Annotated in this window: 24 protein-coding genes and 3 pseudogenes; 17 read left to right on the top strand and 10 right to left on the bottom strand. The window is 74.2% G+C overall.

The window, feature by feature from the left end:
• Positions 1-128: 128 nt before the first annotated feature.
• A pseudogene (locus N8I86_RS10295) lies at positions 129-875 on the bottom strand (lysozyme); the annotation flags it as partial.
• Positions 876-1,579: 704 nt separating this feature from the next.
• On the opposite strand from N8I86_RS10295, the gene N8I86_RS10290 reads away from it, so the two are divergent.
• The 3 genes and pseudogenes from N8I86_RS10290 (at position 1,580) to N8I86_RS10280 (ending at position 5,175) form a co-directional block, all read left to right on the top strand.
• The gene (locus tag N8I86_RS10290) at positions 1,580-2,308 is read left to right on the top strand and encodes a class II aldolase/adducin family protein (protein ID WP_073892364.1); all 729 of its coding nucleotides are present in this window, start codon (positions 1,580-1,582) and stop codon (positions 2,306-2,308) included.
• A 151-nt stretch (positions 2,309-2,459) separates the two neighbouring features.
• On the top strand, positions 2,460-3,587 hold the full coding sequence (locus N8I86_RS10285) for an alpha/beta hydrolase (protein ID WP_073894064.1): 1,128 nt from the start codon (positions 2,460-2,462) through the stop codon (positions 3,585-3,587).
• Positions 3,588-3,907: 320 nt separating this feature from the next.
• A pseudogene (locus N8I86_RS10280) lies at positions 3,908-5,175 on the top strand (hypothetical protein).
• 16 nt (positions 5,176-5,191) lie between these two features.
• On the opposite strand, the gene N8I86_RS10275 reads toward N8I86_RS10280, so the two are convergent.
• Positions 5,192-5,605 carry a VOC family protein gene (locus tag N8I86_RS10275; RefSeq protein ID WP_123438325.1) on the bottom strand — a complete coding sequence of 138 codons (414 nt, stop codon included), beginning with the start codon at positions 5,603-5,605 and terminating at the stop codon, positions 5,192-5,194.
• 69 nt (positions 5,606-5,674) lie between these two features.
• Positions 5,675-6,565, bottom strand: a complete 891-nt coding sequence (gene ypfJ / locus N8I86_RS10270; protein WP_073892358.1) for a KPN_02809 family neutral zinc metallopeptidase — start codon at positions 6,563-6,565, stop codon at positions 5,675-5,677.
• A gap of 746 nt (positions 6,566-7,311) precedes the next feature.
• On the opposite strand from ypfJ, the gene abc-f reads away from it, so the two are divergent.
• The 3 genes and pseudogenes from abc-f to N8I86_RS10255 all read left to right on the top strand — a co-directional run.
• The gene (abc-f, locus tag N8I86_RS10265; protein ID WP_073892356.1) at positions 7,312-8,910 is read left to right on the top strand and encodes a ribosomal protection-like ABC-F family protein; all 1,599 of its coding nucleotides are present in this window, start codon (positions 7,312-7,314) and stop codon (positions 8,908-8,910) included.
• Positions 8,911-9,246: 336 nt separating this feature from the next.
• Positions 9,247-9,468: a helix-turn-helix domain-containing protein gene (locus N8I86_RS10260; protein WP_010355597.1), complete on the top strand. Its 222-nt coding sequence runs from the start codon at positions 9,247-9,249 to the stop codon at positions 9,466-9,468.
• 146 nt (positions 9,469-9,614) lie between these two features.
• Positions 9,615-10,412, top strand: a pseudogene (locus N8I86_RS10255) (enoyl-CoA hydratase/isomerase family protein); the annotation flags it as partial.
• 81 nt (positions 10,413-10,493) lie between these two features.
• Here N8I86_RS10255 and N8I86_RS10250 read toward each other — a convergent pair.
• The gene (locus tag N8I86_RS10250) at positions 10,494-11,219 is read right to left on the bottom strand and encodes a nucleopolyhedrovirus P10 family protein (RefSeq protein ID WP_263277622.1); all 726 of its coding nucleotides are present in this window, start codon (positions 11,217-11,219) and stop codon (positions 10,494-10,496) included.
• An 85-nt stretch (positions 11,220-11,304) separates the two neighbouring features.
• Here N8I86_RS10250 and N8I86_RS10245 point away from each other — a divergent pair, with 85 nt between their 5' ends.
• From N8I86_RS10245 to amaP, 5 genes are read left to right on the top strand one after another with little or no spacing between them, the layout of a single operon-like run.
• Positions 11,305-11,778, top strand: a complete 474-nt coding sequence (locus N8I86_RS10245) for an Asp23/Gls24 family envelope stress response protein (RefSeq protein ID WP_073892348.1) — start codon at positions 11,305-11,307, stop codon at positions 11,776-11,778.
• A 47-nt stretch (positions 11,779-11,825) separates the two neighbouring features.
• The gene (locus N8I86_RS10240) at positions 11,826-12,020 is read left to right on the top strand and encodes a hypothetical protein (protein ID WP_073892346.1); all 195 of its coding nucleotides are present in this window, start codon (positions 11,826-11,828) and stop codon (positions 12,018-12,020) included.
• On the top strand, positions 11,995-12,396 hold the full coding sequence (locus N8I86_RS10235; RefSeq protein ID WP_382986192.1) for an Asp23/Gls24 family envelope stress response protein: 402 nt from the start codon (positions 11,995-11,997) through the stop codon (positions 12,394-12,396). Before N8I86_RS10240 ends, N8I86_RS10235 begins: the two co-directional genes overlap by 26 nt.
• Positions 12,393-13,007: a DUF6286 domain-containing protein gene (locus N8I86_RS10230; protein WP_263277621.1), complete on the top strand. Its 615-nt coding sequence runs from the start codon at positions 12,393-12,395 to the stop codon at positions 13,005-13,007. The genes N8I86_RS10235 and N8I86_RS10230 overlap by 4 nt, the downstream gene beginning before the upstream one ends.
• Positions 13,004-13,594 carry an alkaline shock response membrane anchor protein AmaP gene (amaP, locus tag N8I86_RS10225; RefSeq protein WP_404830802.1) on the top strand — a complete coding sequence of 197 codons (591 nt, stop codon included), beginning with the start codon at positions 13,004-13,006 and terminating at the stop codon, positions 13,592-13,594. Before N8I86_RS10230 ends, amaP begins: the two co-directional genes overlap by 4 nt.
• Before the next feature lie 43 nt (positions 13,595-13,637).
• On the opposite strand, the gene N8I86_RS10220 is transcribed toward amaP, so the two are convergent.
• From N8I86_RS10220 to N8I86_RS10195, 6 genes are all read right to left on the bottom strand, one after another.
• Complete coding sequence (locus N8I86_RS10220; protein WP_073892339.1) at positions 13,638-14,393, bottom strand: SDR family oxidoreductase; 756 nt, start codon at positions 14,391-14,393, stop codon at positions 13,638-13,640.
• 5 nt (positions 14,394-14,398) lie between these two features.
• Positions 14,399-16,216 (bottom strand): glycoside hydrolase family 15 protein, encoded by a 1,818-nt coding sequence (locus tag N8I86_RS10215; RefSeq protein ID WP_263277619.1) that lies wholly within the window; start codon positions 16,214-16,216, stop codon positions 14,399-14,401.
• Between the two features lie 62 nt (positions 16,217-16,278).
• On the bottom strand, positions 16,279-17,076 hold the full coding sequence (locus N8I86_RS10210; RefSeq protein ID WP_263277618.1) for an SURF1 family cytochrome oxidase biogenesis protein: 798 nt from the start codon (positions 17,074-17,076) through the stop codon (positions 16,279-16,281).
• Between the two features lie 49 nt (positions 17,077-17,125).
• The gene (locus tag N8I86_RS10205) at positions 17,126-17,359 is read right to left on the bottom strand and encodes a hypothetical protein (protein ID WP_073892333.1); all 234 of its coding nucleotides are present in this window, start codon (positions 17,357-17,359) and stop codon (positions 17,126-17,128) included.
• 121 nt (positions 17,360-17,480) lie between these two features.
• A complete protein-coding gene (locus N8I86_RS10200) occupies positions 17,481-18,464 on the bottom strand; it encodes a DEDDh family exonuclease (protein ID WP_107423697.1) in 984 nt (327 codons plus the stop codon).
• A gap of 123 nt (positions 18,465-18,587) precedes the next feature.
• A complete protein-coding gene (locus N8I86_RS10195; RefSeq protein ID WP_073892331.1) occupies positions 18,588-19,232 on the bottom strand; it encodes a TetR/AcrR family transcriptional regulator in 645 nt (214 codons plus the stop codon).
• Positions 19,233-19,347: 115 nt separating this feature from the next.
• Here N8I86_RS10195 and N8I86_RS10190 point away from each other — a divergent pair, with 115 nt between their 5' ends.
• From N8I86_RS10190 to N8I86_RS10165, 6 genes are all read left to right on the top strand, one after another.
• Positions 19,348-20,151, top strand: a complete 804-nt coding sequence (locus tag N8I86_RS10190) for an acetoacetate decarboxylase family protein (RefSeq protein ID WP_263277617.1) — start codon at positions 19,348-19,350, stop codon at positions 20,149-20,151.
• Positions 20,151-21,035: an SDR family NAD(P)-dependent oxidoreductase gene (locus N8I86_RS10185; protein ID WP_263277616.1), complete on the top strand. Its 885-nt coding sequence runs from the start codon at positions 20,151-20,153 to the stop codon at positions 21,033-21,035. The genes N8I86_RS10190 and N8I86_RS10185 overlap by 1 nt, the downstream gene beginning before the upstream one ends.
• 13 nt (positions 21,036-21,048) lie before the next feature.
• Positions 21,049-22,344: an amidohydrolase family protein gene (locus tag N8I86_RS10180; protein ID WP_263277615.1), complete on the top strand. Its 1,296-nt coding sequence runs from the start codon at positions 21,049-21,051 to the stop codon at positions 22,342-22,344.
• A complete protein-coding gene (locus N8I86_RS10175) occupies positions 22,341-23,570 on the top strand; it encodes an amidohydrolase family protein (protein WP_073892323.1) in 1,230 nt (409 codons plus the stop codon). Before N8I86_RS10180 ends, N8I86_RS10175 begins: the two co-directional genes overlap by 4 nt.
• Before the next feature lie 302 nt (positions 23,571-23,872).
• Positions 23,873-24,583, top strand: a complete 711-nt coding sequence (locus tag N8I86_RS10170; RefSeq protein WP_073892293.1) for a VIT1/CCC1 transporter family protein — start codon at positions 23,873-23,875, stop codon at positions 24,581-24,583.
• Positions 24,584-24,760: 177 nt separating this feature from the next.
• On the top strand, positions 24,761-25,810 hold the full coding sequence (locus tag N8I86_RS10165; protein WP_123438335.1) for a zinc-dependent alcohol dehydrogenase family protein: 1,050 nt from the start codon (positions 24,761-24,763) through the stop codon (positions 25,808-25,810).
• Position 25,811: the final 1 nt, after the last annotated feature.

Genomic DNA, 25,811 nt, shown 5'->3' with positions numbered 1-25,811 from the left:
GCTGGTCGACCGTAGGCAACCTGGGTGAACGGAAGATGAACTGGGTCCGGCGTCATGGTGACTGTAACGAGTGTTCGGGGTTCCGCTTGTCCGCTTCCGGCCTGGTCGACTCAAGCGCCCCTTGGGTCTCAGCCCCGGGCGAAGCTCCGCAGCCGGCCCGCCGGGCCGTGGAAGAGATTCTGGTCACCCGGCAGCCCGCCCTTGACCCCGTACTGCCAGAACGTCCAGCGCCGCCATCCGCCGGGCAGCTCCCCCGGGGCTTCACCGCCGTGCCGGGCGATCCACAGGGCGTGGGAGGAGAAGGCGCGGCTGTTCCCGGTGCAGAGCCGCCACCACTGGGTGGTCGTGTAGATCACCGGGCGGCGGCCGGTCTCCCGCCGGATCTCGTCGCTGAACGAGCGGATCCAGCGGACCATCCGCCGGTCGCTCAGTCCGTAGCACTTGTCCGAGCCCCCGTACGGGTTGTACTCGATGTCCAGCGCGGGCGGCAGCGTCCAGCCGTCCGCCCGCCAGTCGCCGCCGTGCCGCACGAAGTAGGCCGCCTGCCGGGCGCCGGAGGACTCGTCCGGCCGCGCGAAGTGGTAGGCGCCCCGGATCAGGCCGGCCTCGCGGGCGCCGCCGTACTGCCGGGAGAAGTAGGGGTTGCGGTAGTCCGTGGACTCGGTCGCCTTCACGTAGACGAACCGCGCCCCCTCCGCGCGGGCCTCCGGCCAGTCGACGTGCTTCTGGTGGGACGACACGTCATGCCCGTGCGACAACCGGGCCGACGCCGTCCGGGGGGCGCGGACGCGGGAACCGCGGGCTCCGGCCCCGACCGCCCCGGCTCCGGCGGCCCGGGGGTCGGTTGCCCGGGGGCGGCTGCGGGAAACGCTGCGGCCCGGGGGTCGGCTGCGGGGAGTGCTGCGGCCCGGGGGCCGGCTGCGGGGAGTGCTGCGGCCTGGGGTGCGGCGGCCTGGGGATCAGCTGCGCGGGGGCTGCGGCCCGGGGCCCGGACAGCCACGGGTCGGGCGCCCGGAGGCCGGGAGTCAGGAACCCGGCCCCTTCCGGCGCTGCCCGGCGGGCGGTGGCCGGGAGGTCCGGGGTCCGGAACCCCGAGGCCCGCGGTGCCGCCGCCTCCCGGGCGCCCGGCGTCCGGGCTTCGAGCGTCTCCGCTCCGGTCGCTCGGTGGCTCGCTTCCGCTTCGGTCGCTCGGTGACCTGTCGCCGTCCGCCCTTCCGTCTCCGGCGGCCGGGCCGCACGCGGACCGGCCGCTTCCAGTCGGGCCGCCCGCAAGGTCGTCGCCGTGGGCGCCGCCGAGGCCGGCGCGGTGGCCGTCAGGGCGAGGGCCGCCGTCGCCGCCGCGAGGACACCGGCGCGGTGGCGGAGGGGGATGCGGTCACAGGCCATGCGTCGACTCCCCGGAAGTGGCGGGCGGATGATCACCGGGCGGGCAAGGGGGCTCATTGAAGTCCCGCCGTCCGCCGGACCCACGGCCATCCCCGGCGATCCGCGGCGACTTCCGCCCGTTCGGAGGTACGGCCCCCCCGGTCGCCCGGACGGCCCCCTCACCCGGCGCGAATCCGGCTGGCAGGATCACCGCATGGCTGAAGAGCGACAGGGCACGGCGGAGGAAGCGGCGCCCGGCGGCGAAGGGGAGTCCCCGCACGCTGACCCGGAGCGACGGGCACCGGACCCGGCGCGCGTCTGGGAGGCGCTGGTCGCCACCGCCCGGCGCACCGTCACCGACGGACTGGTCGTCGGCACTTCCGGCAACGTCTCCGCACGCGTCGGCGACCTCGTCCTGGTCACCCCCACGGGCGTCCCCTACGACCGGCTCACCCCCGACGACATCACCGGCGTCGACCTCACCGGACGCCAAGTCCTCGGCACCCTCGTACCGACCAGCGAGCTGCCCCTGCACCTCGCCGTCTACCGCACCACCGGTGCCCGCGCGGTCGTCCACACCCACGCCGTGCACGCGACCGCCGTCTCCACGCTCGTCCCCGAGCTGCCGGCCGTCCACTACATGGCCGGCGCCCTCGGCGGAACCGTCCGGGTGGCCGCCTACGCGACGTACGGCACCGAGGAACTCGCCGAGAACATGCTCCGCGCCCTCGCCGGCCGCTCCGGCTGCCTGCTCCGCAACCACGGCACCGTCACGTACGGCGACACCCTCGACCAGGCGTACGACCGCACCGCCCAGCTGGAATGGATGTGCCGCCTGTGGCTGACGGCGTCCTCCGTGCCGGGTCTGACGCCGTCCCTGCTGACGGAGGCACAACTTGCCGAAGCCGGGGCACGCTTGAAGGGGTACGGCCAACGGAGGTGACCCCTTGCTGCCCAGCCCCCTGCTCCGCCCGCTGCGGGCCCCGCTCGCCCTGATCCGGCGCACGGTGACGAACCCGCCGGCACCGGCCGCACGCTCGGCGCGTGCCGCCCTTCCACTGGCCGGTGGCCGGAACCGCCCCGACACTGGACACGTGGGCCCAGCCAAAGCGACCGCCACCGCACTCACCGCCGTCCTCGCCGCCGGCGCGGCATCCGTCGCCGCCGGCCGCCTCGCCAGCGACGCCGCCCTGAAGGCGCCCGCCGGCCGACCGCTGCCCACCGAGCCCCGGCTCACCGTGCACGGCACGGCACCCGGCCGCATCGCGCTCACCCGCGACCTGGCCTCGCTGCGCCCCGGCACCTACGGCCTCGCGGGCGACGGCTCCCACGCGGTCGTGGGCCCCGTCCTGGAGACGGCCCCGCACACCGCCGACGCCGTCGTCCGCCGCCTCGAACGGGTCACGCACGGCACCTTCGCCGCCGGCGACTCCGTGTGGCTCACCCCGAACCTGTACGTCGGCGATCCGGCGGCCGCCCTCGGCCTCGACCACGCCGACATCGACGTGCCCGGCGAACTCGGCGCCCTGCCCGCCTGGTTCCTGCCCGGCGGCCGGGACACCTGGGTGATCGCCGTGCACGGTCTCGGCACCACCCGCGAGCAGGCCATGAACGTCATGCGCTTTCTGCACGGCCGCCGTCTGCCGGTCCTCGCGCTCGCCTACCGCGGCGACCTCGGCGCCCCGCGCCCGCCGGACGGGCTGAACCACCTCGGCGAGACCGAGTGGCGGGACGTGGACGCGGCGATCCGCTACGCCGTCCGCTACGGCGCCCGCCGGGTCGTGCTCCTCGGCTGGTCCACCGGCGCCACCATGGCCCTGCGCGCCGCCGAGCACTCCGCGGTGCGCGAGCGCATCGCCGGGCTGATCCTCGACTCGCCGGTACTCAGCTGGGAGGCCACCCTGCGCGCCCTCGCCCGGGCCCGCCGCACCCCGCAGCCGCTGCTGCCGCTCGCGGTGCGGGCCGCCCAGGGCCGGGCCGGGCTGCACGCCGACCGGGTCGCCGAGATCGTCGACCCCGCCCGGCTCGCCGTGCCCACCCTGATCGTCCACGGCCCGCAGGACCGGGTCGCCCCCTGGGAGTTCTCCCGCCGGCTCGCGCACAGCCGCGCCGACCTGGTCACCCTGCACACCGTCCGCGACGCACCGCACGCGGCGATGTGGAACGCGGACCCGCAGGAGTACGAGGAGCGCATGCGGCGCTTCCTCACCCCGCTGATGTAGGAACGGCCGGCCCCCGCCTCCCACCCGGTCCCACCCATTCCGTTTAAGGCCGTACGGCTGGCCGGATCACGTCGGCGCACCCCTCGCCGCGCCCCGTGCGTTGGCCAGCCCCGTCGCCCCCGGTGACATTCCGTTTGGGTTTTCGGACCGTCAACCGGAAGACTGCACCCGTGACGTCCCGTATCCCGCGCGACTCCAGGCTTCGACTCGTCCGACCGCGACCCCTGGCCGCCGCCCCCAGAGCTGTGAACCAGCGGCGCCCGAGCCGCCCCGCACCCCGGCCGCCGGAGGGCACCCCCGCCCCCGCCGAACTGGCCAGAATGGCACGCACCGGCCTGGCCGGCCCGGTCCGCGTCGCCCGCTGGGCCGATGCCGCCCTCGGCCCCGGCAGCGACGGCGCCACCGCCGACGGCAAGGCCACCCTCTCCGAGTCCACCGCCCGACGGGCCGCCGCCGACCTCGGCCTGAGCCTCGCTCAGGTCCGCGCCGACTGGGACACCGCCCGGCTCGCCGGCCTCGTCGAGGTGCAGGCGACAGCGCGCGCCCCGGCTGGCGACTGCGCGCCTGGGACCGCGACGACAGCGCCGTGCTGCGCGGCTGGGTCGCCCTCTTCGACGCCTGGTCGCTCGCGCACCCGGAGCACGAGGAGCACGAGCCCGCCGCCGTCGCCGAGGTCGTCTCGGCCATGCCGCAGCTGCTCTCCTTCCTGCAGCTGTCCGCCGGGCCCGTCCCCGTCGAGCAGCTGCTCGACCTGCTCCAGCAGCGGGTCACCGAACTGCGCACCGAACGCTGTGAGGTGCCCTACGAGCCCGGGACCGAGCAGCCGGCCGGCGCCCCGGGCCCTGCCGAGCCCGCCCCCGCCGCGGACGCCCCGCTCGATCCCCTGCTCGACTGGGCCCTCAAGGCCCTCGCCTCCGTCGGCGCGCTGACCTACGGCGCCGGCCAGGCCACCCTCACCCCGCTGGGCAGCTGGGCGGTCTGGGTCAAGCTGGAGCAGATCTGCGTGGCCGCGCAGAGCCCCGCCGGGAACATCGAGCAGTCCGCCGAGGACATGCTCCGCGGCTGCGCCCAGCTCCGCCCCAACGCGGCCCGTGCCGAGTACCGCGCCTGGCTCGCCGCCCGCCCCGTCGGCAGCGCGGTCACCCAGCTGATCGACGCCGCCCGCGGTGAGGACGCCCTGCTGCGCGGCCTGGCCTTCGAGGCGCTGCGGGTCGTAGGCGCCCCCGCCGAGCCGGACGTCCGGGCGGTCGTGGTGGAGCCGGCGCTCAGACCGTACGCCCTGCTGTGGCTCGCCGAGCACGACGGCGTCGACCCGGAGGACGCCCACGAGGCACTCACCCGGGACGAGGCCACCTGGCTGTGGGTGGACACCGCCGCGGCCGTCGCCGACCACGGTGAGGCGCCGATGCTGGTCCGGCACCTGGAGGCCGCGGTGCAGCCCACCGTCCCCCAGCTGCTCGACGAGGTCCGCGCCGTCGGTCACCCCCGCACCGTGCAGGTGCTGGTCGCGCTCGCCGCCGCGCATCCCGACCCGGCCCTCGCCAAGGCGGTACGCCGGGCGGCCTTCCAGGTGCACACCGGGGGCTGAGCGGCGCGGGGGCCGCTCAGCCGCCGATCTCCGGCGCGTACGTCCCGAAGCTCCACAGGTTGCCCTCGGCGTCCCGGGCCATGTAGTCCCGGGAGCCGTAGTCCTGGTCCGTCGGGGGCATCAGGATCTCCACCCCGTGCTCCACGGCCCGCTGGTGGTGGGCGTCCACGTCGTCCACCACGACGTACACCCCGGCGGGTCCCGCGTCCTTCATCGCCGTGTCGAAGAGGCCGCCGCGGCCCTTGGAGCCGATCATCACCGCGCCGCTGCCCTGGACCAGCTCGGCGTGCATCACCTTGCCGTCCTCCGTCTCGTACACCGAGAGCTCGGTGAAGCCGAGGGCCTCCGTCAGCTGTCTGATCGCCGCCTGCGCGTCCGCGTACAGCAGGGTGGGGTAGATGCTCGGCCGTCCCGTGCCCGTGCCCGCCATGCCGATCACTCCTTCGTGCGTCGGTTCCGTGGCCTGCCGCCCAGTCTCGCAGCCGGCACTGACAACGCGTCAGCGGAACGTGTCGCACCGGCTCATGTCGCCCGTCCGGTACCCCTGCGTGAACCACTGCTGCCGCTGCCTCGCCGACCCGTGCGTCCAGGTCTCCGGCGTCACCCGGCCCTGGAAGCGCTCCTGGATCCGGTCGTCGCCGACGGCCGCCGCCGCGTCCAGGCCCTCGCGGACGTCGGCGGCCGTCAGGCTGGTGATCAGCGGACGGCCCGTCGACTCGTCCGGGGTGGTCGTCGCGTGCCGCGCCCACACGCCCGCGTAGCAGTCCGCCTGGAGCTCGGTGCGCACCGAGTTGCTGTTCGCCCCGGTCAGCCCGTCCTGGGACCGGCCGAGGACACCGAGGAGGTCCTGCACGTGATGGCCGTACTCGTGCGCCACCACGTACGCCTGCGCGAAGGGGCCGCCGGTGGAACCGAACCTCGTCCGCAGGTCGTCGAAGAAGCCCAGGTCCAGGTAGACCTTGCGGTCGCCCGGACAGTAGAAGGGCCCGACCGCCGAGGTGGCCGCCCCGCACGCGGTGCCCACCCGGTCGCTGAAGAGCACCGTCGGCGAGCCGGTGTACGTCCCCCGGCGCCGCCGGAACTCCTGCGTCCAGTAGTCCTGCACGCTGTTGACGACCGCCACGATCCGGCAGTCGTCCCTGGTGTTGGCGTCCCGCCCGGTACGGCAGGTCTGCTGCACCTGCTGGAGCGAGGAGGCCGCCGGCCGCGGGGTGTCACCGCCGGAGGACAGTCCCAGCTCGTCCGGGCCCACACCGAAGAACAGTCCGAGCAGCAGGGCGATCAGCCCGGCGATGCCGCCGCCGACCGTCGCGCGGCCGCCGGGGATCCGGCTGCCGCGCACGTCCTGCACTTCGGAGGTGTCCAGATTGGCGTCGTCGTCGAACTGCACGCGTCACCGCCCTACGTCCCGGTCCCGAGCCCGTGCTCCCCACGGCCGCGAATCCTGGTACCCGCCGCCCCCCACCGGACACCGGCCGTCACCCACGACCACCCACCACCAGCATCCGACCCCACCCCCCACCCCGCATCCCCCGGCGCGCCCCCGCGACGGCCTCCTAGGGCAGGGCGGCTTCTCCGGCCCGGCGACTCCTCGGCCACGACGACCCGCCGCCGCAGCGATCTCCCGGCAGGACCACGCCCTCACCCACGCCCTCCCGGGCCCGGCGGCACCCCGGGCCCGACGTCCCGTGGCAGCGGCTGCCTCCCGAGCCGAGGTCCCGGGCCCCCGGCAGTGCGGCCGGCAGGCCGGCTCGACCGTGACGGCCGCCCGACGGAGTCGCCCGGCAGGCCGCGGCCCGTACGGCGCCTCCCGGCGGACCGGCCCCGGCCGCGCGGGCCACGGACCGCGGCCTACCGGGCGACTCCGGCCATGGCCCCCTCGCGTGAGATCGGCCTCCCGGCGGAACCGCCCTTCCCCGCAGGCCGTGCCCCCGCGCCCCGTACCAGGTCGCAGCCCCGCAGAGGACCGCTACGGGGCGGGAACGATCAGTGGGACGCGGGCCGAACACATGGACGTAGAAAAACCGCTTGCCCGGCCCCGTTAGACTGTCGTCATGGCCATTCTCCTCGCGCATTAGACGGCGGGAACGTCCTCAGCCGCCCACCTGCCAATCCTGTACGCCCTGGAGTCTGTCCGTGATCTCCGCCTCCGGTATCGAGCTGCGCGCCGGTGCGCGCGTCCTCATCGAGAACGCCACCTTCCGTGTCGCCAAGGGCGACCGCATCGGCCTCGTCGGCCGCAACGGCGCAGGCAAGACCACCCTCACCAAGGTCCTCGCCGGCCAGGGCATCCCCGCCGCCGGCACCGTCACCCGCTCCGGCGAGGTCGGTTACCTCCCGCAGGACCCCCGCACCGGCGACCTCGACGTCCTCGCCCGTGACCGCGTCCTGTCCGCCCGCGGGCTCGACGTCCTGATCCGCAAGATGCGCGAGAACGAGGAGCGCATCGCCAACGGCAAGGGCGCCACCCGCGACAAGGCCATGAAGCAGTACGAGCGCCAGGAGACCGAGTTCCTCACCAAGGGCGGGTACGCCGCCGAGGCCGAGGCCGCCACCATCGCCGCCGCGCTCAACCTGCCCGACCGCGTGCTCGGCCAGCCGCTGCACACCCTCTCCGGCGGTCAGCGGCGCCGTATCGAGCTGGCCCGCATCCTCTTCTCGGACGCCGACACCCTGCTCCTGGACGAGCCGACCAACCACCTCGACGCGGACTCGATCATCTGGCTGCGCGACTACCTGAAGACCTACCGCGGCGGCTTCATCGTGATCTCCCACGACGTCGACCTGGTCGAGACGGTCGTCAACAAGGTGTTCTACCTGGACGCCAACCGCTCCCAGATCGACGTCTACAACATGGGCTGGAAGCTCTACCAGCAGCAGCGCGAGGCCGACGAGAAGCGCCGCAAGCGCGAGCGCGCCAACGCCGAGAAGAAGGCCGCCGCCCTCCACTCGCAGGCCGACAAGATGCGCGCCAAGGCCACCAAGACGGTCGCCGCGCAGAACATGGCCCGCCGCGCCGACAAGCTGCTCTCCGGCCTGGAGGCGGTCCGCCAGTCCGACAAGGTCGCCAAGCTGCGCTTCCCGGAGCCCGCGCCCTGCGGCAAGACCCCGCTCACGGCCGAGGAACTGTCGAAGTCGTACGGCTCCCTGGAGATCTTCACCGACGTCGACCTGGCCATCGACAAGGGTTCCCGGGTCGTCATCCTCGGCCTCAACGGCGCCGGCAAGACCACCCTGCTGCGCCTGCTCGCGGGCGTGGAGACGCCGGACACCGGCCAGGTCGTCCCCGGTCATGGGCTCAAGCTGGGCTACTACGCGCAGGAGCACGAGACGCTGGACCCCGACCGCACGGTGCTGGAGAACATGCGCTCGGCCGCACCCGACATGGACCTGGTCGAGGTCCGCAAGGTGCTGGGCTCGTTCCTGTTCTCCGGTGACGACGTCGACAAGCCCGCCGGCGTGCTCTCCGGCGGCGAGAAGACCCGCCTCGCGCTGGCGACCCTGGTCGTCTCCTCGGCGAACGTGCTCCTCCTCGACGAGCCGACCAACAACCTCGACCCGGCGAGCCGCGAGGAGATCCTCGGCGCCCTGCGCACCTACAAGGGCGCGGTCGTCCTCGTCACGCACGACGAGGGCGCCGTAGAGGCACTCCAGCCGGAGCGGATCATTCTGCTGCCGGACGGCGTCGAGGACCTGTGGGGTTCCGACTACGCGGACCTCGTCGCCCTGGCGTGATCGAACGGACTGATCCACTGCGTATGGATCATTCGGCCGATCGGTGATCCATCATCTGTGTGAGATCTCCTCGTATCGAGGTGTGTCGTACACGGATTTTCCGGCCGATCCCTTGGCAGCCAAGGGATCGGCCGCTTCGCATCCCTGACCTGGTACTTCGCGGAACCACCCGTTCGGCCCCGCCGACACGATCCGCTGGAATGGTCCATTCCGCTTGTGGGGACGCGCTCCCGTCGTCACAGCGATGTCCTACGGACCTTGCCGAATGGGTGGCCATCGGGCGCGGGAGGGGTGATCATGAGGAGACCAGAGCGCACTTCCCATGAGGAGGCACGGGTGGCCGAGACTCTGAAGAAGGGCAGCCGGGTGACCGGCGCCGCGCGCGACAAGCTCGCGGCAGACCTGAAGAAGAAGTACGACTCCGGTGCGAGCATCCGGGCGCTGGCCGAGGAGACCGGCCGCTCGTATGGCTTCGTACACCGGATGCTCAGCGAGTCGGGCGTCACGCTGCGTGGGCGTGGCGGAGCGACCCGGGGCAAGAAGGCCGCGACGTCCTGACTCCGGGCGGCCCATCGGCTTCGATGGTGGCCACCCGGTCGGCCGGCTGATCGACCGGGTGGTTACTGTGCAGTCACTTAAGCGTGCCCCCGCACGCGAGCGTGCCCACGGCACGTGCTGCTGACCGCACCCATCGGAGGCGCCCCATGGCTTCGCCCGACCAGGACCTCGCTCCTGTACTCGACAAGGACGGCGTACGGCTCACCGTCGACGACGCGCTCGCGACGGTGACGCTGACCAACGCGGCCAAGCGCAACGCGCAGAGCCCCGCTCTGTGGCGGGCGCTGGCCGAGGCCGGTCGGCTGCTGCCGGGCTCCGTCCGGGTCGTCGTGCTGCGTGGCGAGGGCAAGTCCTTCTCCGCCGGGCTGGACCGTCAGATGTTCACCCCGGAGGGAATCCCGGGCGAGCCGACCTTCATCGATCTCGCGCGCCGTGACGACGCCGGGCTCGACGCGACCATCGCCGAGTTCCAGGAGGCGTTCACCTGGTGGCGGCGCAACGACCTCGTGTCCGTCGCCGCTGTCCAGGGCCATGCCATCGGGGCGGGCTTCCAGCTCGCGCTGGCCTGTGACCTCCGCGTGGTCGCCGACGACGTGCAGTTCGCCATGCGCGAGACCAGCCTCGGCCTCGTGCCCGACCTGACCGGCACGCATCCGCTGGTCGGTCTCGTCGGGTACGCCCGCGCGCTGGAGATCTGTGCGACCGGACGGTCCGTCGGAGCCGAGGAGGCGGTGGCCGCCGGGCTGGCCAACCTCGCCGTGCCCGGGGCCGAACTCGACGCCGCGGCGCGCGATTTGGCGGCGGCGCTGCTGGCCGCGCCGCGTGACGCCGTCGTGGAGACCAAGGCGCTGCTGCGGGGTGCCGTGGACCGCACGTACGACGAGCAGCGTGCGGCGGAGCGGGCTGCCCAGGCGCGGCGGCTGAGGGACCTCGCCGGCGTGGGGAGTGACGACGCCCGCGCGCGGCTGACGAGCCCCCTCTCCGCACGCGCGCGGCCGAGCGCCCCGCCTTCGCCGGGCCGGGGGTCAGTCCACGGCCGTCACCAGGACCGCCACCGTGGGCCGGCCCGCCAGCGCCTCCCGTACGGCCGTGCGGACCTGCCGGGCCACGTCCACGGTCCGGCGGTCCGCGGACACCGCCAGCTCCACCCGGACATGCGGGTGCGGCAGCGCGGCCTCACCGGCACGCTCCTCCACATGGACCGCCCGGCCGAGCCCGCCCAGCGACCCCGTCAGGCCCGTCACCCCGGGCACGGCCAGCGCGGCGGCGGCCACCCGGGTCTCGTCCGGATCGGTGACCTCACGCGCGGGCGCCGGCCGCGGCGCGCGTACGGCCGCGCCGCTCTCCCCGTCGGCCTCCAGCAGGTCCGTCACCCGCAGATCCACCTCCGTCACCGCGAGACCGAGCCGCTCGTGCGCGGCCGTGGCCAGTGCCAGCCGCAGCCGGGCGGCCACCGCCGGCAGAGGTTCGGCGGCCGTCGCCGCGAAATCGGCCGTCACCCGCAGGGCACCGGGCGCCAGCGCCCCCGGCGGAGCGGGTACGACGGGCTCCGGCGCCGCTTCGGGATCGGCCGGCGCGATCCGCAGCGTGCCCAGCCGCACCCCGGGCACCTCGACCGCCGCCACCCGCGCCAGCACCGCCCCGGCCGCGCCCTCCGCGAGCCACGCACCGTCGCGCGGGCCGCCGAGCGGCAGCAGTCTGCCGAGTCCCACCTGCTGCCGCACCGCCTGTGTCCACCGGTCCGCCGTCATTCCTCCAGCCTGCCCCATCCTGGGGCGCAACCGGCGAACCTTGCATACGGTGGTCGAAGGACGACGACCGGAGGGACGTACGGCGATGACCGACATGACGACGAGCCCAGAGGACGGCCAGGAGCCGCAGGTGTCGACCCGCAAGGCCGTTCGGCGCGGCGGTGGCGACCCCGCGGCGCGCGGACGGACCACCATCGCCGACGGCGTCGTGGAGAAGATCGCCGGGCTGGCCGCCCGGGACGTCCTCGGCGTCCACGCCATGGGCAGCGGTTTCGCCCGCACCTTCGGCGCCGTGCGCGACCGGGTGCCCGGCGGCGCCAAGTCCGTGACCCGCGGTGTGAAGGCCGAGGTCGGCGAGGTGCAGACCGCGCTGGACCTGGAGATCGTCGTGGACTACGGCGTCTCGATCACCGATGTCGCACGCGCCGTACGGGAGAACGTGATCGCCGCGGTGGAACGCATGACCGGACTCGAAGTGGTCGAGGTCAACATCGCGGTCAGCGACGTCAAGCTGCCCGACGAAGAGGAGGAGGAGCCCGAAGTGCCCCGCATCCAGTGAGAGTCACGCGTCCGGCACCGCACATCCCTTGAGTCGAGGAGCGCTGCATGAGCATGGCCGTGGCCGGCATGATCGCCGGGATGGCGCTGGGATTCGCCGGCTATTTCGGGGGGTTCGGCGCCTTCCTGCTGGTGGCTGCCCTGGGGGCCGTCGGTTTCGTCGTGGGCCGGTTCGCCGAGGGCGACCTGGAACCGGGCGAGTTCTTCCGTATCCGCGGTGACCGGCGCGACCGGCGGCGGTGACCCGGTGAGCGCCGAGAGCGGCACGCTGCGACCCCCGTCGCCCCTCGTGCCGCCGGGCGAGCGCGGCGCCACCCGGATCGCCGACCGGGTGGTGGCGAAGATCGCCGCACAGGCCGCCCGCGAGGCGCTGCCGCCCCCGCCGGGAGAGGCGGCGGCCCCGCACGCCACCGTCGTCGTGCGGCACGGAACCGCCCGGGTCCGCGTCCACCTCGCGCTCGGCTACCCCTGCGACATCGGCGCCCGCTGCGCCGCCGTCCGCCGCCAAGTCGCCGAACGGGTGGGCGGTCTGGCGGACCTGGAGGTGGCCGAGGTCGCCGTGCGGATCGAACGGCTGCACCTCCCCGCGGCCCCCGGCACGGTCGGGAGGGCGCGATGAGCGAGCCGGGAGCCACCCCGGCCCTCGACGGGGACACCGCCGTCGAGGAGCCCGAGCCCGCGCCCGTGAGCAGCCGGCGCTTCTGGGCCCCGCGCCGGATTCCCGCCGTCGTCGTCGCGCTGCTGCTGGCGGCCGCGTCCGCACTCCTCCTCTACGACGTCGTCGCCGTCCGCGCCGGACACCCGGCGATGCGCTGGCGCCACGCGCTGGCCCGCCAGCTGGCCGAGCGGCAACTGGACGACATGTGGGTGCTGGTGGGCGCGGGCGTCGCCGCCGCCCTGGGCCTGTGGCTGATCGTCCTCGCCGTGACCCCCGGACTGCGCTACCTGCTGCCCATGTGGCGCCCGCGCCCCGACGTCCGCGCCGCGCTCCGGCGCGACGCGGCGGCGCTCCTGCTGCGCGACCGGGCCCTGGACGTCTCCGGGGTGCGCGCGGCACGGGTACGGATGCGCCGCCGGAGGGCCGACGTACGGGCCGTCGCCCACTTCCGCGAACTGGACGACGTACGCGCCGATCTGGAGGCCTCGCTCACCGACACGATCCGGGGCCTCGGCCTGGCCCGGCCGCCCGCGCTGTCGGTGCGCGTGGCCCGGCCCGGACGGAAGGGATGAGGACGATGCGCATCGGTCGCGTCCACCGCGTGCTGCTCGCGCTCGTGGGCCTGCTGCTCCTCGTGGGCGGCGGTTCGGTCCTGGCCGTCGGCCTGGGCGTACGGCCGCCCTTCCGGTGGCTCCACACCGGCCCGCACGACGTACTGCTCAGCCGGGCCGAGCGCACCCACTGGCGGGACACCGGCTGGTGGTGGCCGGCGGTCATCGCCGCCCTGGCCGTCCTGCTGCTGCTCGCCCTGTGGTGGCTGCTGGCGGCCCTGCGCCGGCGCCGGCCGGCCGAGATCCCGGTCGACACCGGGGACGGCGAGGACGCGGTGCTCCTCGGCGGCGCCCTGGAGTCGGCGCTCACCCAGGACGCGGCCCGGCAGGAGGGGGTGGCCCGGGCCCGGGTCCTCCTGCGGGGCCGCCGGGGCGCCCCGACGGCCAGGGCCTGGCTTCAGCTGGAACCGGACGTGGATCCGGCGCCGGCCCTGGCCGACTTCACCCGTCAGGCCCTGGCGCACGCACGCGAGTCGGCGGGCCTCGCGTCGCTCCCCGCCGAGGTACGGCTCGGGGCGGTCAGGCACCACGCGGAGCGGGTGACCTGAGGACCGCCCTCAGAACCCGTGCCGCGTCAGAACCCGTGCCGCGTCAGAACCCGTGCCGCATGCCCCCGTCCACCGGCAGCATGATCCCGGTCAGGTAGGAGGCCGCGGGCGACAGCAGGAACGCCGCCGCCTTCCCGAACTCCTCCGGGGTCCCGTACCTGCGCAGCGGGATCCGGGACTCGTTCGCGGCCCGGGTCGCCTCCGGGTCGGCGGACAGCCCGTCCAGCTCGCGAACGCGGTCGGTGTCGATGCGCGCCGGCAGCAGTCCCACCACCCGGATGCCGCGCGGCCCCAGCTCGTCCGCCAGGGACTTGGCGAAGCCGGCGAGCCCGGGGCGCAGGCCGTTGGAGATGGTCAGCGCCGGGATCGGCTCGTGCACCGAGCCCGACAGCACGAACCCGACGACCCCGCCCTCCTCCAGCTCGGCCGCCGCCGCGCGGGCCAGCCGGACCGCGCCGAGGAACACCGACTCGAAGGCGCTCCGCCACTGTTCGTCGGTGTTGTCGGCGAGGAACCCGGGCGGCGGGCCGCCCACGCTCACCAGTACTCCGTGGAAGCCGCCGAAGTGCTCGCGGGCGGCCGCGATCAGCCGCTCGGGAGCCTGCTCGTCGGCGTTGTCCACGGCCACGCCGACGGCGTTCGGGCCCAGTTCGGCGGCGGCGTCGGCGACCCGCTTCTCGTCGCGGCCGGTGATCACCACCTTCGCCCCGTCGGCGACGAGCTCCCGCGCGGCGGCGTTGCCCAGCCCGCGGGTGGCTCCGGTGACGACGTACACCCGGTCCTTCAGTCCAAGATCCATGGCCCCTATCCTGCCTCCTCGTCCCCGAACAGCGTGAGGGCGGTGTTCACCAGGCCGACGTGGCTGAACGCCTGCGGGAAGTTGCCGAGCTGACGGCGGTGCACGGGGTCGTACTCCTCGGCGAGCAGACCCACGTCGTTGCACAGGCCCACCAGCCGCTCGAACAGCTCCCGCGCCTCCTCGGTCCTGCCGGTCATGTGCAGCGCGTCGGCCAGCCAGAACGAGCAGACGAGGAAGGCGCCCTCGCCGCCCGGCAGGCCGTCGACGACGGAGTCCTCGGTGTCGTAGCGGCGCAGGAAGCCGTGGTGGCCGAGGTCGTCCCGGACGGCGTCGACCGTGCCGACGACGCGCGGGTCGTCGGGCGGCAGGAACCCGACGCGCGGGACGAGCAGCAGCGCGGCGTCGAGTTCGCGGGAGCCGTAGGTCTGGGTGAAGGTGTTGCGCTCGCGGTCGAAGCCCTTCTCGCACACCTCCCGGTACACCTCGTCACGCAGCCGGCGCCAGCCCTCCAGGTCACCTTCGAGCTCGTCGTACCGCTCCAGGGTCCGCACGGCCCGGTCGGCGGCCACCCACACCATGATCTTGGAGTGCACGAACTGCTGCCGGCCGCCGCGCACCTCCCACAAGCCCTCGTCCGGCTGCCGCCAGGCCGACTCCAGGAACTGCATCAGGGAGCGCTGGATGGCCCACATGTGCGGCCGGGTGGGCAGCCCCGCGGCGCGGGCCAGGAACAGCGAGTCCATCACCTCGCCGTACACGTCGAGCTGGAGCTGGTCGACGGCGCCGTTGCCGGTCCGTACCGGCGTGGACCCGGCGAAGCCCGGGAGCCACGGCAGCTCGGTCTCCGGCAGCCGGCGCTCGCCCGCGACGCCGTACATGATCTGGAGGTCGGCCGGATCGCCCGCGACCGCGCGCAACAGCCAGTTGCGCCAGGCCTCGGCCTCCTGGCGGTAGCCCGCGGCGAGCAGTGCGTTCAGCGTGAGCGTGGAGTCGCGCAGCCAGCAGTACCGGTAGTCCCAGTTGCGCACGCCACCGGGTTGCTCGGGCAGGGAGGTGGTCGCCGCGGCGAGGATGCCGCCGGTCGGGGCGTAGGTGAGGGCCTTCAGGGTGATCAGGGAGCGGACGACGGCGTCCCGGTGCGGGCCGTCGTACCCGCACTGCCCGGCCCATCGCCGCCAGTCCGTGACGCTGCTCTCCAGGGCCTCGTACGGGTCGATGAGCGGGGGGCGGGGCTCGTGCGAGGGGTGCCAGGTGAGCACGAACGCGACCCGTTCGCCCTCGGCGACGGTGAACTCGGAGTGGGTGCCGTAGTCCTCGCCCCAGGTGCGGACGTCCGGCTCGGCGCGCAGCCACACCGAGTCGGGGCCCGCGACGGCCACCCGGTGGCCGTCCGAGCGGCGCACCCACGGCGTGACGGAGCCGTGGTCGAAGCGCAGGCGCAGCGTGCCGCGGACGGTGACCCGGCCGCTGACCCCTTCCACGATGCGGACGACATCGGGGGCGTGCTCGCGCTGCGGCATCAGGTCGGTGACGCGGACCGTGCCGTCCCCGGTCTCCCACTCGGTGTCGAGCACCAGGGTGTCGGACCGGTACGCGCGGCGGGTGCAGGTGTCCGCGCCCCTCGGCGCGATCCGCCAGTGACCGTGGTCCTCGTCGCCCAGCAGTCGGGCGAAGCAGGAGCCGGAGTCGAAGCGGGGCAGGCAGAGCCAGTCGATCGAGCCGTCCCTGCCGACCAGGGCCGCCGTCTGTGCGTCGCCGATGAGGGCGTAGTCCTCGATGCGCGATGTCACGCGTTCCGGCTTCCCGGCCTGCCGGGGGGCCAACCAGGTGGTGCGCCGGGGGAGTGATCCGCTCCCGGGGAGCCCGGTGCCGACCGCGGGACGGGTCAGACCGTCGCCGGTTCGCTCTCCTCGGGCTGCTCCTCGGCCGCGGCCTCCTCGCGGTCGCGGATCTCGCGCCGGACCAGGAACCACCAGCCGACCGGTACGGCGGCGGCGAACAGCCACCACTGGATCATGTACGCGTAGTTCAGCGGGGCGTCCTCGCTGCCCGGGTCGGAGATCTGCTCCGGGGACCCGTCCTTGGCCGCGGGTGCCGTCTGTTCCACATAGCCGCCGAGCACACTGGCGCCGAGCCGCCGTGCCTCCTCCGCGCTGTTGATCAGCATGACCTGCCGGTCGGGGAGACCGGCGACGTTCTTGATCCCGCTCGCCGCGGTCGTCTCGTCGGCCTTCAGCCGCCCGGTGACGGTGGTACGGCCGGCCGGCGGGGCGGGGATCTTCGGGAAGTCGGTCTGCGCGCCGTTCGCGGGGATCCAGCCGCGGTTGACGAGGAGCACCTTGCCGTCCGTGAGCACGAACGGGGTGAGGACGTGGAAGCCGACCTCGCCGTCGGCGTTGGTCCGGCGCCGGACCACGACCTCGCGGCCGGTGTCGAAGGTGCCGGTCGCGGTGACCGTGCGGTACTTCTCGGTACGGGTGATCGAGTGCCCGGGGGAGGTCAGCCGCTCGACCGGAACCGGGTCGGCGTGCAGCGCGGTGGAGACCAGGTCGTTGCGTGCGGTGCGCTCCTGGTACCGGTGCTCCTGCCAGAAGCCCAGTCTGATCATCGTCGGGATCAGCGCGATCGCCACGAGGGTGAGGATCACCCACTGGAGGGAGAACAGGAAGCGGTAGCGGTGCACCCCACGACGGTACCTCCGAGCCGTGGGGTGCAATCGGGCGGGTACCGGGTCACACCCGGTCGACCACGCCCGCCTTTCCTTCCGCGCGGGCGCAGTGGGCGCCGCAGTACCAGTGGCCCTCCACCTCGACGCCCTGCCCGATGATCTGCACCCGGCAGTGCTCGCAGATGGGGGCCATGCGATGGATCGCACAGGAGAAGCAGTCGAACACGTGCACAGCGCCCTGTGCGTGGACCTCGAAGGTCATCCCGTAGTCATTGCCGCAAACTTCGCATGTCGCCATGCGCCACAGGGTGAGCCGTCGCCGACCCGCGGGCGAGCGGCCACCGGGTGAGTCGTACGCCAATCACCCATTCGTACGATTACCTGCCGGTCCGGTCGGCTGTGTCCCCACTTGTGCGCGGTCAGCCGTCGGCCGGTTCCACGTCCCCGAGGAGCTGGCCGAAGGCCGCCTCGTCCACGATCGGCGTGCCGAACTGCCGTGCCTTGACCGTCTTCGACGTGCCCGAGTCGGGGTCGTTGGTCACCAGCAGACTCGTCAGGCGCGAGATGCTGGAGGCCACGTGCAGACCGCATTCGGTCGCCCGGTCCTCCAGCAGCTCCCGCTCCGTGGAGGTGTCGCCGGAGAACGCCACCCGCATGCCCTGTTTGAGGCGTTCGCCGTCCTCGTACCGGCCGGGGTTGGGGTAGGGGCAGGCGGGCCGCTTCCGCGAAGGCCGCCAACCACCCGCCCGGTAGCCGCCGTAACCGCCCGACGCCTGGCGCGGCACGGGCCGGTCCGACCACTCCGTCAGCGGCAGGCACTCCAGCAGCGGCAGCCGTACGTCGCCCGCCGCCGCGGCCAGCAGGCTGGGCCGGAACGCCTCCGCCAGCACGCGCGCGTCGTCCAGCGCGTGGTGCGCCCGCTGCTGCACGACCCCGAAGTGCGCCGCGAGCGACTCCAGTTTGAAGTTGGGCAGCGGCAGGCCCAGCTCCTTCGACAGCGCGATGGTGCACAGCCGCTGCCGCACCGGAGCCTCCAGGCGCGCACGCGCGTACTCCCGGGCGATCATCTGCCAGTCGAAGACGGCGTTGTGCGCCACGAGCACCCGGCCGTCCAGCCGGGCCGCGAACTCCTCGGCGACGTCCGCGAACAGGGGCGCCCCTTCGAGCACGTCGCTCGTCAGGCCGTGTATCCACACCGGTCCCGGATCGCGCTCCGGGTTGACCAGCGTGTACCAGTGGTCCTCGACCTCGCCGCGCGCGTCCAGCCGGTAGACGGCCGCCGAGATGATCCGGTCGTCCCGGGCCAGGCCGGTGGTCTCCACGTCAACGACCGCGTATCCCTGGGGATACGCGGCCGGCCACTGGGTGGGGGAGGACACTGCGGTCGCACGGTCTTCGAGCATGGTCATTGAGGATACGGGCCACGACCGACAGCGCCGTCCCTCAGGTGCCGGCCGGCGCTCCGCAATCCGCCCGCGCGATCGGCCGCCGTACGCGCGTGCGTGCCCCCGGCCGCCCTCGCGCCGTCACGCGCCGTCGGATCCGTCCGGCGCCAGCAGGGCCCGCACCAGCGCCTCCACGGCCGTCGTGAACAGCCGCTCCGTGTCGACCGGGCCCGCCAGCGCGCGGGCCAGCGCCGGATCGTCACCGGCGGCCCCCGCGCCCCACAGCTCCTCCTCGCCGGGGTGCTGCGCCGGGGCCCGCTCGCGGTTGCGCTCGACCAGCACGTGCCCGACGACCTGGAACTGCACGGCCCGGACGAACTCGGCGGCCCGTGCCCCGCGCAGCCCGGCCGCGTGCGCCTCGCGCACCAGCGCCTGCTGCGCGGGCAGGAACATCCGCTCGGTCAGGCCCCGTTCGTGCACCAGGGCGACCAGGTGCGGGTGCTCACGCAGCCGGCGGCGCAGGGTGTGCGCGACCGACACGACCCGTGCACCGGGCGTGGCCCCGGACGGGCGGATCTCCCCGAGGTCCGCCATGGTCCGCTCCACGAGCGCGTCCAGCAGGGCCTCCCGCCCGCCGACGTGCCAGTAGATGGACGTCACCGCGGTGCCCAGCTCGGCGGCGAGCCCGCGCATGGTGAGAGCCTCCGGGCCGTGCCGCCGCACCAGCCCGGCGGCTGCCTCCAGCACCGCGTCCCGGGTCAGCGCGCCCCTCGTCCCGCTCGCCATGCGCCCCGACTCCCCTCCGTGCCACCGGCTTCGCCCCGCACGTCTTTACCCCGCACGGAGTCTGCTGTAACTGTGTTACAGATGACGGTCCGTCAGAAGAAGGGCGGTACGGCGTATGGCACGCGTACGGTACGGCGCACGGACCGAGGAGGAGATCGCCGCCGCGCGCGCCGCGAGCGGCCGGCTCCCCGAGATCTGGTCCACGGGCGTGGTGGCCGTCTGGGAGACCGACCCGGACGCCGTGGCCGCGGTGCTGCCGCCACCCCTGAAACCGACCGGCAGCCCCCTCGTCAGGGTGAACATCAGCACCGTCGACCTGCCCGGACAGCCGCTCCCGCTCGGCGCGGGCTCCCTCGCGGTCGCCGCCGCCCACGGTCCGGTCGAGGGCTGGTACCCGCTGGTCATGCCGATGACCCAGGAGCGGGCCCTCACCGGTGGGCGCGAGGTCTTCGGGGAACCCAAGAAGCTCGGCGAGGTGACACTGGAGCGCGACGAGGCCGCCGTCGCCGCGGCGCTGGCCCGGCACGGCGTCGCCTTCGTGACGGTGCGCGGCACGGTCGCCGGTGAGCTGCCCCCGCCGGAGCCGGCGCGCCGGACCGACTTCTACTTCAAGTTCCTCCCCGCGGTGGACGGTTCCGGCTTCGACACCGGCCCCGTCCTGGTGCACTGCCTGCGCCGGGAGAGGACGCGCCGGCTGGAGCGGGTCGACGGCGAGGTCGTCCTGCGGGAGTCGACGTACGACCCCGTGGCCGATCTGCCGGTGCTGCGCCTACGGGAGATCACGCTCGGCGAGAGGACCACCGCGCAGAGCGGCCGGGTCGTCGCACGGGTCGACCCCGACGCCCTGCTGCCCTACGTCCACCAGCGGTACGACGACCCGCTGCAGATCCTCGACGCGCCGGCCGGCGGGCGTCGCTGATGGACCTCGAAGCGGGACAGGTCGCCGTCGTCACCGGTGCGGCGAGCGGCATCGGGCTCGCGCTGGCCCGGAGGTTCGCGGCCGAGGGCCTGAAAGTGGTCCTCGCCGACGTCGAGGCGGCCGCCCTGGACGAGGCCGCCGCCGAACTCCGCGACCGGGGCGCCGACGTGCACGCGCGCGTGGTCGACGTCGGGGTGCGCGAACAGGTCGTGGAGCTGGCCGAGTCGGCGTACGAGACGTACGGCGCCGTGCACGTGCTGTGCAACAACGCCGGTGTCGGCTCCGGCGCCGAGGGCCGGATGTGGGAGCACGAGCCGAACGACTGGCGCTGGGCCTTCGCCGTCAACGTGTGGGGCGTCTTCCACGGCGTCCAGGCGTTCGTGCCCCGGATGATCGCGTCCGGGGCGCCCGGTCACGTGGTCAACACCTCCTCCGGCGACGGCGGTATCGCCCCGCTCCCGACCGCCTCCGTCTACGCCGTCACCAAGGCGGCCGTCGTCACCCTCACCGAGTCCCTGTACGCCCACCTGCGCGCCGAGCACGCGCGCGTGAGCGCGTCGGTGCTCTTCCCCGGGCCGCACATGCTGCGCACGGGCCTGTGGGAGTCGCACCGCAACCGGCCCGGGCGGTACGCCAAGGAACGCCCGCGCAGGACGCCGTACCGCAGCCTCGACCAGTGGGAGACGGCCATGCGCGCGGCGGGCCGGGACGTCCGCTTCACCTCCGTCGAGGACGTCGCCGGACTCGTCGTCACCGGCATCCGGGAGGACCGCTTCTGGATGCTGCCGCCGAGCGAGCACAGCGACGCGCAGATCCGCGCGCGGGCACGCTCGATGCTGGACCGCGCCAACCCGTCGTACCTCGAGAACTTCATTCTGGATTGACCGGGAGGCCGCAGTGACCGACGCCGATTCCGGCCAGGACCCCTACCTGATCATCTCCTCCGACTGCCACGCCGGACCGCCCACCGAGGAGTACCGGCCCTACCTGGAGTCCCGCTTCCACCGGGACTTCGACGAGTTCCTCGCCGGACGCGACCGCCGCCGGGAGGAGATGACCCGGCTCGGCATCCGCAACGAGGAGTTCGCCGACCGCTGGTTCCACGACAACGAGGAGGGCCTGCGCGGCGGCTGGGACTCCGCGCGGCGCCTGAAGGAGCTGGACGGCGACGGGGTGGCCGCCGAGGTCGTCTTCCCGGACGCCGACGCCGTCGACAGCCGGACCGCGGCGCCCTTCGGCGTGGGTCTCGGCCTCTCCGGCGACCAGGACCCCGAACTGGGCATGGCCGGCGCCCGGGCGCACAACCGCTGGCTCGCCGACTTCGTCTCCGCGCACCCCGAACGGCACTGCGGAGTCGCCCTGCTGCCGGTCACCGCCCCCGTGGACCGGGTCGTCGCCGAGATCCACCGCGCCCGGGAGTCCGGCCTCGGCGCGCTGATGATCCCGTCCATGTGGGAGGGGAAGGAGCCCTACCACGACCGCCGTTACGATCCGGTGTGGGCGGCCGCCGCCGAGTGCCGGATGCCCGTGCTCACCCACTCCGGAGCCGCTCCCCGCCACGAGTACGGCGACCATCTCGGCATCTACGTCTCCGAGGTCACCTGGTGGCCCGCCCGCCCGCTGTGGTTCCTGCTCTGGTCCGGTGTCTTCGAACGCCACCCGGGGCTGCGCTTCGGCGTCGCCGAGTCGGGCTGCTGGTGGCTGCCGAACCTGCTGTGGTTCATGGACCGCCTCTACCTCGGCGCCCACGGCGGCAAGAAACTCTCCCCGTTCGAGGGACTGAGGCGCCCGCCGCACGAGTACCTGGACCGCCAGGTGTTCGTCTGCGCCACCAACACCAAACGGCGCGAACTGGCCCAGCGGTACGAGATCGGCGTCGACAACATCCTGTGGGGCAGCGACTTCCCGCACCCGGAGGGCACCTGGCCCGACACCCGCGGATGGCTGCGCCGCACCTTCCACGACATCCCGGTCGCCGAGACCCGCCGCATGCTGGGCCTCGCCGCGGCCGACGTCTTCGGCTTCGACACCGACCGGCTGACCCCCCTGGCCCGCCGCATCGGGCCGACCCCCGCCGACCTCGGCCAGCCGGCCGACCAGAGGGCCGTGGAGGCGTCCTGGGCCCGCTCGCGCGAGACCGGCCGGCACTGGCTGACCGGCGAGGACTTCCCGGCACTGGGGGTGACCCGATGACCGACGACCGCTACACCGTGATCTCCGCCGACTGCCACGCCGGCGCGGACCTGCTGGACTACAAGCCCTACCTGGAGAAGCGGTACCACGACGACTTCGACGTCTGGGCCGCCACCTACGTCAACCCCCACGAGGACCTGCTCGCCGACTCCGCCGACCGCAACTGGAACTCGCGGCGGCGCCTCGCCGAACTGGAGGCGGACGGGATCGTCGCGGAGGTGATCTTCCCGAACACCATCCCGCCGTTCTTCCCGTCCGGCTCGCTCATGGCCCCGCCCCCCGGCGCCGAGGACTTCCGGCGGCGCTGGGCGGGCCTGCGCGCCCACAACCGCTGGCTCGCCGACTTCTGCGCGGCCGCACCGGGCCGCCGCGCGGGCGTCTTCCAGATCCTCCTCGGCGACGTCGAGGAGGCCGTCGAGGAGGTGCGGTGGGCCGCCTCCGCCGGCCTCAAGGGCGGTCTGATGCTGCCCGGCACCCCGCCGGGATCGGGCCTGCCTGAGCTGTACTCGCGCACGTACGACCCGCTGTGGGCCGCCTGCGCGGAACTCGGCGTCCCGGTCAACCACCACGCCGGCTCGGCCTCGCCGCCGCTCGGCGAGGAACCGGCCGCCCGCGCGGTCTTCATGGTGGAGACGACCTGGTTCTCCCACCGCGCCCTGTGGCACCTGATCTTCGGCGGCGCCTTCCGCCGTCACCCGGAGCTCAGGCTGGTCCTCACCGAGCAGGGCTCGGGCTGGATCCCCGGCGTGCTCGGCATGCTGGACTACTACCACGGGCGGCTGGTCGCGGCCGCGTCCGGTGCCGACACCGCGGAGTCGAAGTTCGGCGCCGGACTGGCCGCCGGCATGGGCGCGCCGCCCTCCGAGGTGTGGCGGGACAACTGCTTCGTCGGCGCCAGCTTCATGCGCCCCCACGAGGTGGCGCTGCGCGAGCGCATCGGCGTCGACAAGATCATGTGGGGCAGCGACTACCCGCACGACGAGGGCACCTTCCCCTACACCAGGGAAGCGCTGCGCTTCGCCTGCGCGGGCGTCCCGCGCGCGGAGCTCGCGGCCGTGCTCGGCGGCAACGCGGCCCGCGTCTACGGCTTCGACCTCGCCCTCCTGGACGCCGTCGCCGCGAAGGTGGGCCCCACGGTGACGGAACTCGCCGAACCCCTGCGGACCCCACCGCCCGACGCGACGAGCCCGGTGTTCGCCCGGGGGGCGTCCCTGCGGGTGTGGTGAGACCGGGCACCACCGCCGACGTCGACGGACGCCGCACCCCGGCCACCGCGCCACACCGGCCGTGAGCCTGCACCGGCGGTCGGCGGCGCGCCGACTACGGCGGCGGGCCGGAGGCGGGGCAGAGGCGGGGCAGCTGTCGCGCCGGAGCGGTCGCCAGGATGGGGAGCCGGCCATGGTGCGGTGCCGGCTACGGCGGTGCGCCCGGGGCGGGCAGCCGCTGCCGTGGAGCGGTCGGCACCGCGCGGGAGGCCGGGGAGCGTCGGTGCGGTGACGGTGTCGTTCGGAGTGCGATCCTCCCTGCTGTGACGGAACCCACGCACGACGAGACCCACGGCGGCGCGCTCGGCTCCCGGCTGAACTGGCTGCGGGCCGCCGTGCTGGGCGCGAACGACGGCATCGTCTCCACCGCGGGACTGGTCGTCGGTGTGGCCGGCGCGACCGAGAGCCGGGCCGCCCTGCTCACCGCCGGTCTGGCCGGCCTGCTCGCCGGGTCGATGTCCATGGCGGCCGGCGAGTACGTCTCCGTCTCCACCCAGCGCGACTCGGAACTGGCCGCGCTGGCCGTGGAGCGACGGGAACTGCGCGAGCAGCCGGAGGCCGAACTGCGGGAGCTGACCGACCTGCTGGCGGCACGCGGCCTGTCCCGCGAGGTCGCCCGCGAGGCCGCCGTACAGCTCACCGAACGGGACGCGCTGCGGGCCCACGCGCGCGTGGAGCTGGGCATCGACCCGGACGAGCTGACCAACCCCTGGCACGCGGCCTGGGCGAGCTTCCTGTCTTTCACCGTCGGCGCGCTGCTGCCCCTGCTGGCCATCGTCCTGCCCCCGGCCGGCTCGCGGCTCGCGGTCACGGTCCTCTCCGTCCTGGCCGCGCTCGTCCTCACCGGCTGGAGCAGCGCCCGCCTCGGCGCCGCGGACCCGGGGCGGGCGATCGTGCGCAACGCGGTGGGCGGGGCACTGGCGATGGCGGTCACCTACGCGGCGGGAAGCCTGCTGGGCGCCGCGGGCGTCTGAGCCGGCAGGACACGGCGGCAGGGCACGGCGGCGGGAGCACGGCCCCGCGACGCCGGCCCGAGGGCACCCTCGGCGCGCGGGCCGCGACGGCCGCGGCGTACCGTGAAGTGCGCGTTCGACCACCCCCTGAGCGCGCCGTACGTCTCCGCACACCCCTGCACGAGAAGGACCCCCGCCATGCGCGCCACCACCATCCACGCCCCGTTCGACATGCGCGTGGAGGACGTCCCCGAACCCATGGTGCAGCTGCCCACCGACGCCGTGGTCCGGGTGCTGCGCGCCTGCATCTGCGGCAGCGACCTGTGGGCGTACCGCGGCGAGGCCGCCCGGCAGCCGGGACAGCGCATCGGCCACGAGTTCCTCGGCATCGTCGAGGAGACCGGCTCCGAGGTGGCCACCGTCCGCCGCGGCGACCTGGTGGTCGCGCCCTTCATGTGGTCCGACGGCGTCTGCGACTACTGCCGCGAGGGTCTGACGACGTCCTGCGAGCACGGTGGCTTCTGGGGCTCCGTGGGCTACGACGGCGGCCAGGGCGAGGCCGTGCGCGTGCCGTTCGCCGACGGCACCCTCGTCCAGCTGCCCAAGGAGGCGGCCTCCGACGAACGCCTGCTGTCCGCCCTGCTGACCCTCTCCGACGTCCTCGGCACCGGCCACCACGCCGCCCTCGGCGCGGGCGTCCGCCCCGGCGCCACGGTCGCCGTGGTCGGTGACGGCGCCGTCGGCCTGTGCGCGGTGCTGGCCGCCAAGCGGCTGGGCGCCGAGCGGATCATCGCGCTGGGCCGGCACGAGGTCCGCACCGACATCGCGCGCCGCTTCGGCGCCACCGACGTGGTCGCCGAGCGCGGCGAGGCGGCCGTCGCGGCCGTCCGCGAGCTCACCCGCGGTCAGGGCGCCCACGCCGTCGTCGAGGCGGTCGGCACCGAGCAGTCCATGCGGACGGCCGTCGACATCACCCGCGACGGCGGCGCGATCGGCTTCGTCGGTGTGCCGCACGGCAGCGGCACCGGCCTGGACCTCGGCGTCATGTTCGACCGGAACATCGCCCTGCGCGGCGGTGTCGCCCCGGTCCGCGCCTACATCCCGGACCTCATGCCCGACGTCCTCGACGGCACCGTCGACCCCTCGCCGGTGTTCGACATGACCGTCGGCATCGAGGGCGTGCCGGACGGCTACAAGGCGATGGACGAGCGCACCGCGCTGAAGGTGCTCGTCACCAACGACCGGTGAA

It is taken from the genome of Streptomyces albidicamelliae, assembly GCF_025642175.1.
Lineage (GTDB): Bacteria > Actinomycetota > Actinomycetes > Streptomycetales > Streptomycetaceae > Streptomyces > Streptomyces albidocamelliae.
Note: the sequence above shows the minus strand (reverse complement) of the source record. Positions and strands in the feature narration are given on the sequence as shown.

Bases quoted from the DNA above. Each gene is read 5' to 3' on its own strand.
- N8I86_RS10290 (WP_073892364.1), top strand. From the start codon at position 1,580: ATGGCTGAAGAGCGACAGGGCACGGCGGAGGAAGCGGCGCCCGGCGGC.
- N8I86_RS10275 (WP_123438325.1), bottom strand. From the start codon at position 5,605: ATGGCGGGCACGGGCACGGGACGGCCGAGCATCTACCCCACCCTGCTG.
- N8I86_RS10250 (WP_263277622.1), bottom strand. From the start codon at position 11,219: ATGACGGCGGACCGGTGGACACAGGCGGTGCGGCAGCAGGTGGGACTC.
- N8I86_RS10245 (WP_073892348.1), top strand. From the start codon at position 11,305: ATGACCGACATGACGACGAGCCCAGAGGACGGCCAGGAGCCGCAGGTG.
- N8I86_RS10240 (WP_073892346.1), top strand. From the start codon at position 11,826: ATGAGCATGGCCGTGGCCGGCATGATCGCCGGGATGGCGCTGGGATTC.
- N8I86_RS10230 (WP_263277621.1), top strand. From the start codon at position 12,393: ATGAGCGAGCCGGGAGCCACCCCGGCCCTCGACGGGGACACCGCCGTC.
- amaP (WP_404830802.1), top strand. From the start codon at position 13,004: ATGAGGACGATGCGCATCGGTCGCGTCCACCGCGTGCTGCTCGCGCTC.
- N8I86_RS10220 (WP_073892339.1), bottom strand. From the start codon at position 14,393: ATGGATCTTGGACTGAAGGACCGGGTGTACGTCGTCACCGGAGCCACC.
- N8I86_RS10205 (WP_073892333.1), bottom strand. From the start codon at position 17,359: ATGGCGACATGCGAAGTTTGCGGCAATGACTACGGGATGACCTTCGAG.
- N8I86_RS10200 (WP_107423697.1), bottom strand. From the start codon at position 18,464: ATGCTCGAAGACCGTGCGACCGCAGTGTCCTCCCCCACCCAGTGGCCG.
- N8I86_RS10195 (WP_073892331.1), bottom strand. From the start codon at position 19,232: ATGGCGAGCGGGACGAGGGGCGCGCTGACCCGGGACGCGGTGCTGGAG.
- N8I86_RS10190 (WP_263277617.1), top strand. From the start codon at position 19,348: ATGGCACGCGTACGGTACGGCGCACGGACCGAGGAGGAGATCGCCGCC.
- N8I86_RS10185 (WP_263277616.1), top strand. From the start codon at position 20,151: ATGGACCTCGAAGCGGGACAGGTCGCCGTCGTCACCGGTGCGGCGAGC.
- N8I86_RS10175 (WP_073892323.1), top strand. From the start codon at position 22,341: ATGACCGACGACCGCTACACCGTGATCTCCGCCGACTGCCACGCCGGC.
- N8I86_RS10165 (WP_123438335.1), top strand. From the start codon at position 24,761: ATGCGCGCCACCACCATCCACGCCCCGTTCGACATGCGCGTGGAGGAC.